Source organism: Methylorubrum zatmanii, from assembly GCF_014845115.1.
GTDB lineage: Bacteria > Pseudomonadota > Alphaproteobacteria > Rhizobiales > Beijerinckiaceae > Methylobacterium > Methylobacterium zatmanii.
The window spans coordinates 1-5,941 of the sequence record NZ_NKUI01000235.1 but is presented as its reverse complement, the minus strand read 5'-3'; the positions used below and the strand labels follow the sequence as shown (position 1 = coordinate 5,941).

Here is a 5,941-nt window from a genome sequence, read left to right as displayed (position 1 = left end):
TAAAATCCTGCATAGCTCCTGCGCAGGACCGTGTCGCGATAGGGGCCGCGATAGGTGCAGCGGCCCGACCATTCCTCCCAATAGGCCCGCGTCGCGGCCAGCGATGCATCGACCGCCTCGGACACCCCCTCCCCCACCGTGTCGTCCCCATGGGCGATCACCAGATCGGCGCGCCCCCCGGCCCGCAGGGAGAAGGCGCCCTCGGCGGCGGCATCGCGCCGCTCCAGCGGCACCGTGCAGGCGGCGAGGATCGTCTCGCCCCCGCCCCTGAAGCGGATCCGGCCGTCCGCTTGCGTCACCGCCTCGGTCGGGGCGCGGGCGTAATCGAAGGTCGGCCGCAGCTCCCAGCGGCCGGAGAGCTGCCCCGCCTCGCAGGCGAGGCGGCGGACCACCCGGCCCTGGGCGTGGCCGTCCGGCCCCTCCTCCGGCACGGATGCGTGCGGATGGAGCGGCATGAAGTCGGTGAGCACCGCCCGGCCAGTGGCGGTGACGAAGGTGGTTTCCAGAATGGTGGTGCCGGGGAGATAGCGGCGGGTGATGCCGCTCAGGCCGTCGAGAACGAGGCGGCAGGTGCCGCCCCGCTCCGCGTCGAGCAGCGCCAGGAACACGGCCGGCCCGTCATGCCGGGGCCAGCACAGCCAATCGAGGGAACCGTCGCGGGCGATCAGGGCCGTGGTGCAGGTATCGCCGATCACGGCGTAGTCGGCGATGGGTCTGTCCGTCACGGTCGCTCCCGGTCGATGCGCGCCGCGCCAACGTTCCGCCGGGAGCGGGGGTTCGGCCCTGCGACACCGAGGGAGGCGGGGCGGCGGGGCCGACAGACGATGGGCGGCTTCCGCTCAGTCCCGGTGGGCGCGGCCCCGGATGATCCGGTGCGGCCGGGCCCTGCCCGAGCGGTCGCCCCGCCGCGTGCCGTAGCCGCCGGGCCGCCGGTAATTCCCGTTATTGACCCCGGCCGTGCGGTCGTTGCCGGTGGCGCTCGACGACGGCGAGAGGCCGCTGCCCGCGTTGGCGCCGGCACCCTGGGCGCAGGCGGGACCGGCGAGGGCGAGGGCGAGCGTGGCGGCCAGGGCGACGAGGCCGCCTCGAAACGAAGCTCTCATCGATTCAAACCTCTTGGCACCGATGCCCGTTGGGCACCGTGACGAGGCGAACCGCCGGTCAGGGGGCTTGTTCCCCGCCGATCCAGGTGCCGAGCACGTCGAGATCGGCGGACAGCGCCACGAGGTCGGCGGCATGGCCGGGGGCGATCCGGCCGAGCCGCGCTTCGAGCCCGAGGAAACGGGCGGGGGTCAGGGAGGCCATCGCCAGGGCCTCCTCCAGGGAGGCGCCGCCCCGCCGGCTCATGTGCCGCACGGCCTGGGCCATGGTGATCGCGGCGCCGGCCAGCGTTCCGTCCTCACCGGTGAGGCGGTCGCCCGCGCGCGCGATGCGGCGGCCGAACAGGGTGAAGGACGTATCCGCCCGGAGGTCGCCGACGGGGGGCATCGCGTCGGTCACCAGCATCAGCCGATCCCGCCCCTTGAGGCGCAGGGCCAGGCGGAGCTGATCGTCGCCGACATGGTGGCCGTCGGCGATGATCCCGGCGAACGCCCCCTCCTCGGCCAGGGCGATGCCGACCGCGCCGGGCGCGCGGGGGCCCAGCTGCGACATGGCGTTGAACAGATGGGTGAAGCCGGACAGCCCCTCGCCCATCGCCGCCCGGATCGCCGGGCCGGGATCGGCGGTGTGCCCGGCACAGACCCGGGCGCCGCGGGCGACGAGATCGGCCACCGCTCCCGGCGGCACCCGCTCGGGCGCCAGCGTCACCAGGGTGACGCCGTGCCCGCCCAGCCCGGTCAGGAGCGCCGCGTCGCCGGGCCCGAACTGCGCCAGACGGGACGGATCGTGGATGCCGATCCTCTCCGGGCTGAGGAAAGGCCCTTCGAGATGGATGCCGAGGAGGCCGGGCACGCCGGCCCGCAGCGCCGCCGCGACGCCCTCGATCGCGGCGCGGATCGCCGGGCGGGTGTCGGTGATGAGGGTCGGCAGGAGGGCGGTGGTGCCGCCCCGGCGATGGGCCGCCACGATCCGGGCGATGCCCGCGACGCTCGGATCGTCGTTGAGCAGCACCCCGCCGCCGCCATTGACCTGAAGGTCGACGAAGCCCGGCGCCAGGATCGCGCCCGCCGGCAGAGGGGTGACCGGCACGCCCGCAGGCGGCGCGGCGGCGAGGTCGGCGATCCGCCCGCCACGCAGCACGACGACCCGGTCGCGCAGGATCCGCTCGCCGTCGAAGACAGCCTCGGCGGACAACGCTTGGTCGGTTTGGGTTCGCACAGGGATCATCCCTTCGCCGGGGCGCCGGGGCGGAGCCCCGGCCCGCGTCTCGCGCCCGCCATCACAGCGTCTCCGTGACCTTGGTCAGGCCGGCGGGCGCGTCCGGGTCGAGGCCGCGGCGGCGGGCCTCCGCCTCGATCGCCCGGTAGGCCGGGACCAGCATGGCGATAGGGTCGCAGGCCGGGTGCCCGTCGCCGATCCAGGGCAGGCTGCCGAGCGGTCCGCCGCAGGCCTGCACCCGCACCCCATCGCCGGCGAGGTCGCGCACCAGGGCATCGACGCCCTCGGCCAGGGGATCGGCCTGCCGCAGCGCCAGGACCGGGGTGGCGGCGGAGACCGAGGCACGGGGGCCGTGGCGCAGCTCGGCCGCGGAATAGCCCAGTGCCGGCAGGCGTAAGGTTTCGGCGAGCTTGAGCGCGATTTCCCGCACCGGCCCGAGCCCGTGGCCGCGCCCGGTGACGAAGGCGGCCGGGGCCTGCGCCAGATCCGTCGTCCAGGCCGACCAGTCGAGGGCGCGCGCCCGGTCCAGCCGCTCCGGCAGGGCGGAGAGGCCCTGCCCCAGTTGCCCATCGCCGGCCCAGGCCGCCACCAGGGCAGCGCCCGCGACCAGCGAGTTCGTCACCGTCTTGGTCGCGGCGACCGCCCGCTCGGGCCCGGCCAGGATCGGCAGGACGAGATCGCTCGCCCGCGCGGCGGGAGAATCGGGATCGTTGACCACGGCCAGGGTCAGCGCCCCGCCCACCCGCGCGGCCTCGGTCGCCGCGACCAGATCCGGCGAGCGGCCGGATTGCGAGATCACCACGAACAGCGCCCCCGCGACCTGGGGCGGACGGTCGTAGCCCGTCACCACCGAGGGCGCCGCCGCCGAGACCGGCAGGCCGAGCCGCGTCTCGATCAGGTAGCGCAGGTGGACGCCGGCATGGCCGGAACTGCCCCGCCCGCACAGCACCGCGAACGGAAAGGCCCTGTCCCTCAGCCCCGCGCCGATCCGGGCCGCCTCCCCTTCCGCCAGCAGGCGCCCGGCGGCGGCGGGGATCTCGGCGATCTCCCGCGCCATGAAGGTCGTCGGGTTGCCGGTCTCGGGTCTGGTCATGGGCGCGCCGCCTCACCGAGCGCCCGGCGCAGGTTGCCGTCATGGCGCAGGAGCAGGTCGTCCGCCCGCGCCGGGCTCGCGCCGCCCGCGATCAGCACCGCGCGCTTGATGTCGCCCTCCGCCCGCCCCAGCGCGTCGGCGGCGGCCTCCGCGTCGCATCGGGCGAGTTCGGCGACCATGGCCACGCCCCGGGCCCGCAGCTTCCGGTTGGTCGCGCGCATCGCCACCATCCGGCCACGGTAGACCCGGCCGAGCCGGATCATCAGCAGCGTCGAGAACAGGTTGAGGATCACCTTCTGCGCGGTGCCCGCCTTCATCCGGGTCGAGCCCGCCAGCACCTCCGCCCCCGTCGCGGCGAGGATGGGATGGGCGGCCTCGCGCAGGATCGGCGTGCCGGGATTGTTGGAAATCCCCACCGTGACGGCGCCGCGGGCGCGGGCGGCCTTCAGCGCCTGGAGCGTGAACGGCGTCGTGCCGCTGGCGGCCAGCCCCACCACCACGTCCCGGGGGCCGATTCCGGCGCGGGCGATCCAGTCCGCGCCGTCGGCCCCGGAATCCTCGGCATCCTCCACGGCGCGCAGCAGGGCGCCTTCCCCGCCGGCGATGGCGAAGCCCAGGCGGGCCTCCGGCCAGTCGAAGGTCGGCGGCAATTCCGCCCCGTCCTGCACGCCGATCCGGGCCGAGGTGCCCGCTCCGACATAGACCAAGCGCCCGCCCTCGCGCAGCCCCGCCTCGGCGGCCTCCGCCGCGGCGGCGATCTCGGCCAAGGCCGGGCCCACGGCCGCGACGGCGGCGAGCTGGCCCTCCCAGAGCGCCTGAAGGATGTCGCGTCCCTCCCAGGCGTCGAGATCGACGTAGCGGGGACTGGCGTCCTCGGTCCTCATGCCTGCCGCGCCCCCTCGCTCCGATTCGTGCTCATCCGATCCTATCGCGATCCGATCGCCAAGGCCGGGCCCAGGATCCCGCCCGCTTCGCTTTCTCGAAAGAGGCGATCCCCCGCTCGGTTCCGCCGCCAGCGGAAAACGCCGCGGCCGATGGCACCGCATCGCAGGGATCGGTTGGCCGGCCCCGGCGTTCGGTTGGCGCGCGCCGCGCGGGATCGGTCGAAGGGAGAGGGTGTGAGCCAAGGGCAGATGGACGGGGAGATCGACGGGCGGCCCGGCGGGACGATGATCGCACCGGATCCGGCGGAATCGGGGCGCCTGCGCCTGCTCAGCTACAACATCCGCCATTGCCGCGGCACCGATGGGCGGATCGCCCCGGAGCGGGTGGCGCGGGTCGTCGCCGCCACGGGGGCCGACATCGTCGCCCTGCAAGAGGTCGATGTCGGGCGCACGCGCACCGGCGGGCTGGATCAGGCGGAGGAGATCGCCCGGCGCGTCGGCATGAGCGCGCATTTCCACCCGGCCCTGCACCTCGCGGAAGAGCGTTACGGCGACGCCCTGCTCACCCGCCTGCCCTCGCGGCTGCGGCGCGCCGCCTCCCTGCCCGGCCTGCTGCGGCGGCCCGGCCTGGAGCCGCGGGGCGCCCTCTGGGTCGAGGTCACCGCCGGCGCGGCGCGGCTTCAGGTGCTCAACACGCATTTCGGCCTGCTCGGCGCGGAGCGCATCGCCCAGGCCGAGGCCCTGCTCGGGCCCGATTGGCTCGGAGATCCGGCCTGCGCGGAGCCGGTGGTGCTCCTCGGCGACTTCAACGCCACCGCCTGGTCCCGGGCCTATCGCCGGCTGAACCGGCGCCTCACCGATGCGCGGCAGCTGGCCGGCCGCCGCCGGGGACGCGGCGAGGCGACCTTCCCTAGTCGCTTCCCCCTGCTGCGCATCGACCACGTCTTCGTCAGCGATCGGATCGCCGTCGAGCGCATCGCCGTCGTGAACACCGCCCTGGCCCGGCAAGCCTCCGACCATCTGCCGCTGCTGGCGGAGATCCGGATCGGGGCCTGAATCGTCATCGGGGCTCTGCCCCGAGCCCCCGCCAAAGGGATGATCCCTTTGGGATCCCGATCAGATCAGGAGTCCTAAACCGACGCCTCGACGACTGTCGGCTTCCGCAGCGCGCTGGAGGCGCGCGAGACCACCGCGCGGCGGCGCCAGGGGCGCCACGCATCCGCCGGGCTGGCCGGATCGCCGAGATGGAACGCCTCGACGAGGCGGATCAGCGGGCCGCGCCAGGAGGGGACCAGGGGGCAGAGCCGCGAGCCGGGCATCAGCTCGGGATCGTCGAGCACCGCCCGCAGGGAGCCGCGCGCCGCGACAGCCTGGGCGAACACGTCGGCCGGGCAGCCGCCGTGATGGCTGAGCAGCCCGTAGAGCACCCGGCGCAGGGCGGCGCGGGCGGCGGAATCCTCGGCGGGCACCTCGACCGCGAGGTCGCACTCGGTGTCGTAGCCGAAGGAGCGGTTGTTGAGGTTGGTCGAGCCGATCCGCAGCAGGCGCTCGTCGATGATCGCGACCTTGGCATGGACCAGGATCGGCCGGCGCTTCGGCGTGTGCGGCGCGACGATCCGCAGGCGGCCGAACCGGTCGGCGCGGC

7 protein-coding genes are annotated in these 5,941 nt (G+C 75.0%); 1 reads left to right on the top strand and 6 read right to left on the bottom strand.

Going from position 1 to position 5,941, the window contains the following annotated elements; all coding sequences use genetic code 11:
• The 5 genes from MZTS_RS22210 to MZTS_RS22190 form a co-directional block, all read right to left on the bottom strand.
• Window positions 1–725: trehalase-like domain-containing protein (locus MZTS_RS22210; RefSeq protein WP_343068832.1), on the bottom strand; the 725-nt coding region annotated here is incomplete at its 3' end.
• Window positions 726–839: 114 nt separating this feature from the next.
• Window positions 840–1,103, bottom strand: coding sequence for a hypothetical protein (locus MZTS_RS22205; RefSeq protein ID WP_192285436.1), 264 nt, complete (start codon window positions 1,101–1,103; stop codon window positions 840–842).
• A 58-nt stretch (window positions 1,104–1,161) separates the two neighbouring features.
• A complete protein-coding gene (gene nagA, locus MZTS_RS22200) occupies window positions 1,162–2,328 on the bottom strand; it encodes an N-acetylglucosamine-6-phosphate deacetylase (RefSeq protein ID WP_192285435.1) in 1,167 nt (388 codons plus the stop codon).
• 52 nt (window positions 2,329–2,380) lie between these two features.
• On the bottom strand, window positions 2,381–3,412 hold the full coding sequence (locus MZTS_RS22195) for an SIS domain-containing protein (protein WP_246482224.1): 1,032 nt from the start codon (window positions 3,410–3,412) through the stop codon (window positions 2,381–2,383).
• Window positions 3,409–4,296 carry an N-acetylmuramic acid 6-phosphate etherase gene (locus tag MZTS_RS22190; RefSeq protein ID WP_009866337.1) on the bottom strand — a complete coding sequence of 296 codons (888 nt, stop codon included), beginning with the start codon at window positions 4,294–4,296 and terminating at the stop codon, window positions 3,409–3,411. Before MZTS_RS22190 ends, MZTS_RS22195 begins: the two co-directional genes overlap by 4 nt.
• 285 nt (window positions 4,297–4,581) lie before the next feature.
• Here MZTS_RS22190 and MZTS_RS22185 point away from each other — a divergent pair, with 285 nt between their 5' ends.
• Window positions 4,582–5,352 (top strand): endonuclease/exonuclease/phosphatase family protein, encoded by a 771-nt coding sequence (locus MZTS_RS22185; protein ID WP_246482225.1) that lies wholly within the window; start codon window positions 4,582–4,584, stop codon window positions 5,350–5,352.
• 74 nt (window positions 5,353–5,426) lie between these two features.
• Here MZTS_RS22185 and MZTS_RS22180 read toward each other — a convergent pair.
• The coding region (locus MZTS_RS22180) for a phospholipase D-like domain-containing protein (RefSeq protein WP_246482223.1) at window positions 5,427–5,941 on the bottom strand (515 nt) is incomplete at its 5' end.

What these genes read in the sequence shown, in the direction of transcription:
- MZTS_RS22195 (WP_246482224.1), bottom strand. Translation starts at nt 3,412, where the DNA reads ATGACCAGACCCGAGACCGGCAACCCGACGACCTTCATGGCGCGGGAG.
- nagA (WP_192285435.1), bottom strand. Translation starts at nt 2,328, where the DNA reads ATGATCCCTGTGCGAACCCAAACCGACCAAGCGTTGTCCGCCGAGGCT.
- MZTS_RS22205 (WP_192285436.1), bottom strand. Translation starts at nt 1,103, where the DNA reads ATGAGAGCTTCGTTTCGAGGCGGCCTCGTCGCCCTGGCCGCCACGCTC.
- MZTS_RS22185 (WP_246482225.1), top strand. Translation starts at nt 4,582, where the DNA reads ATGATCGCACCGGATCCGGCGGAATCGGGGCGCCTGCGCCTGCTCAGC.
- MZTS_RS22190 (WP_009866337.1), bottom strand. Translation starts at nt 4,296, where the DNA reads ATGAGGACCGAGGACGCCAGTCCCCGCTACGTCGATCTCGACGCCTGG.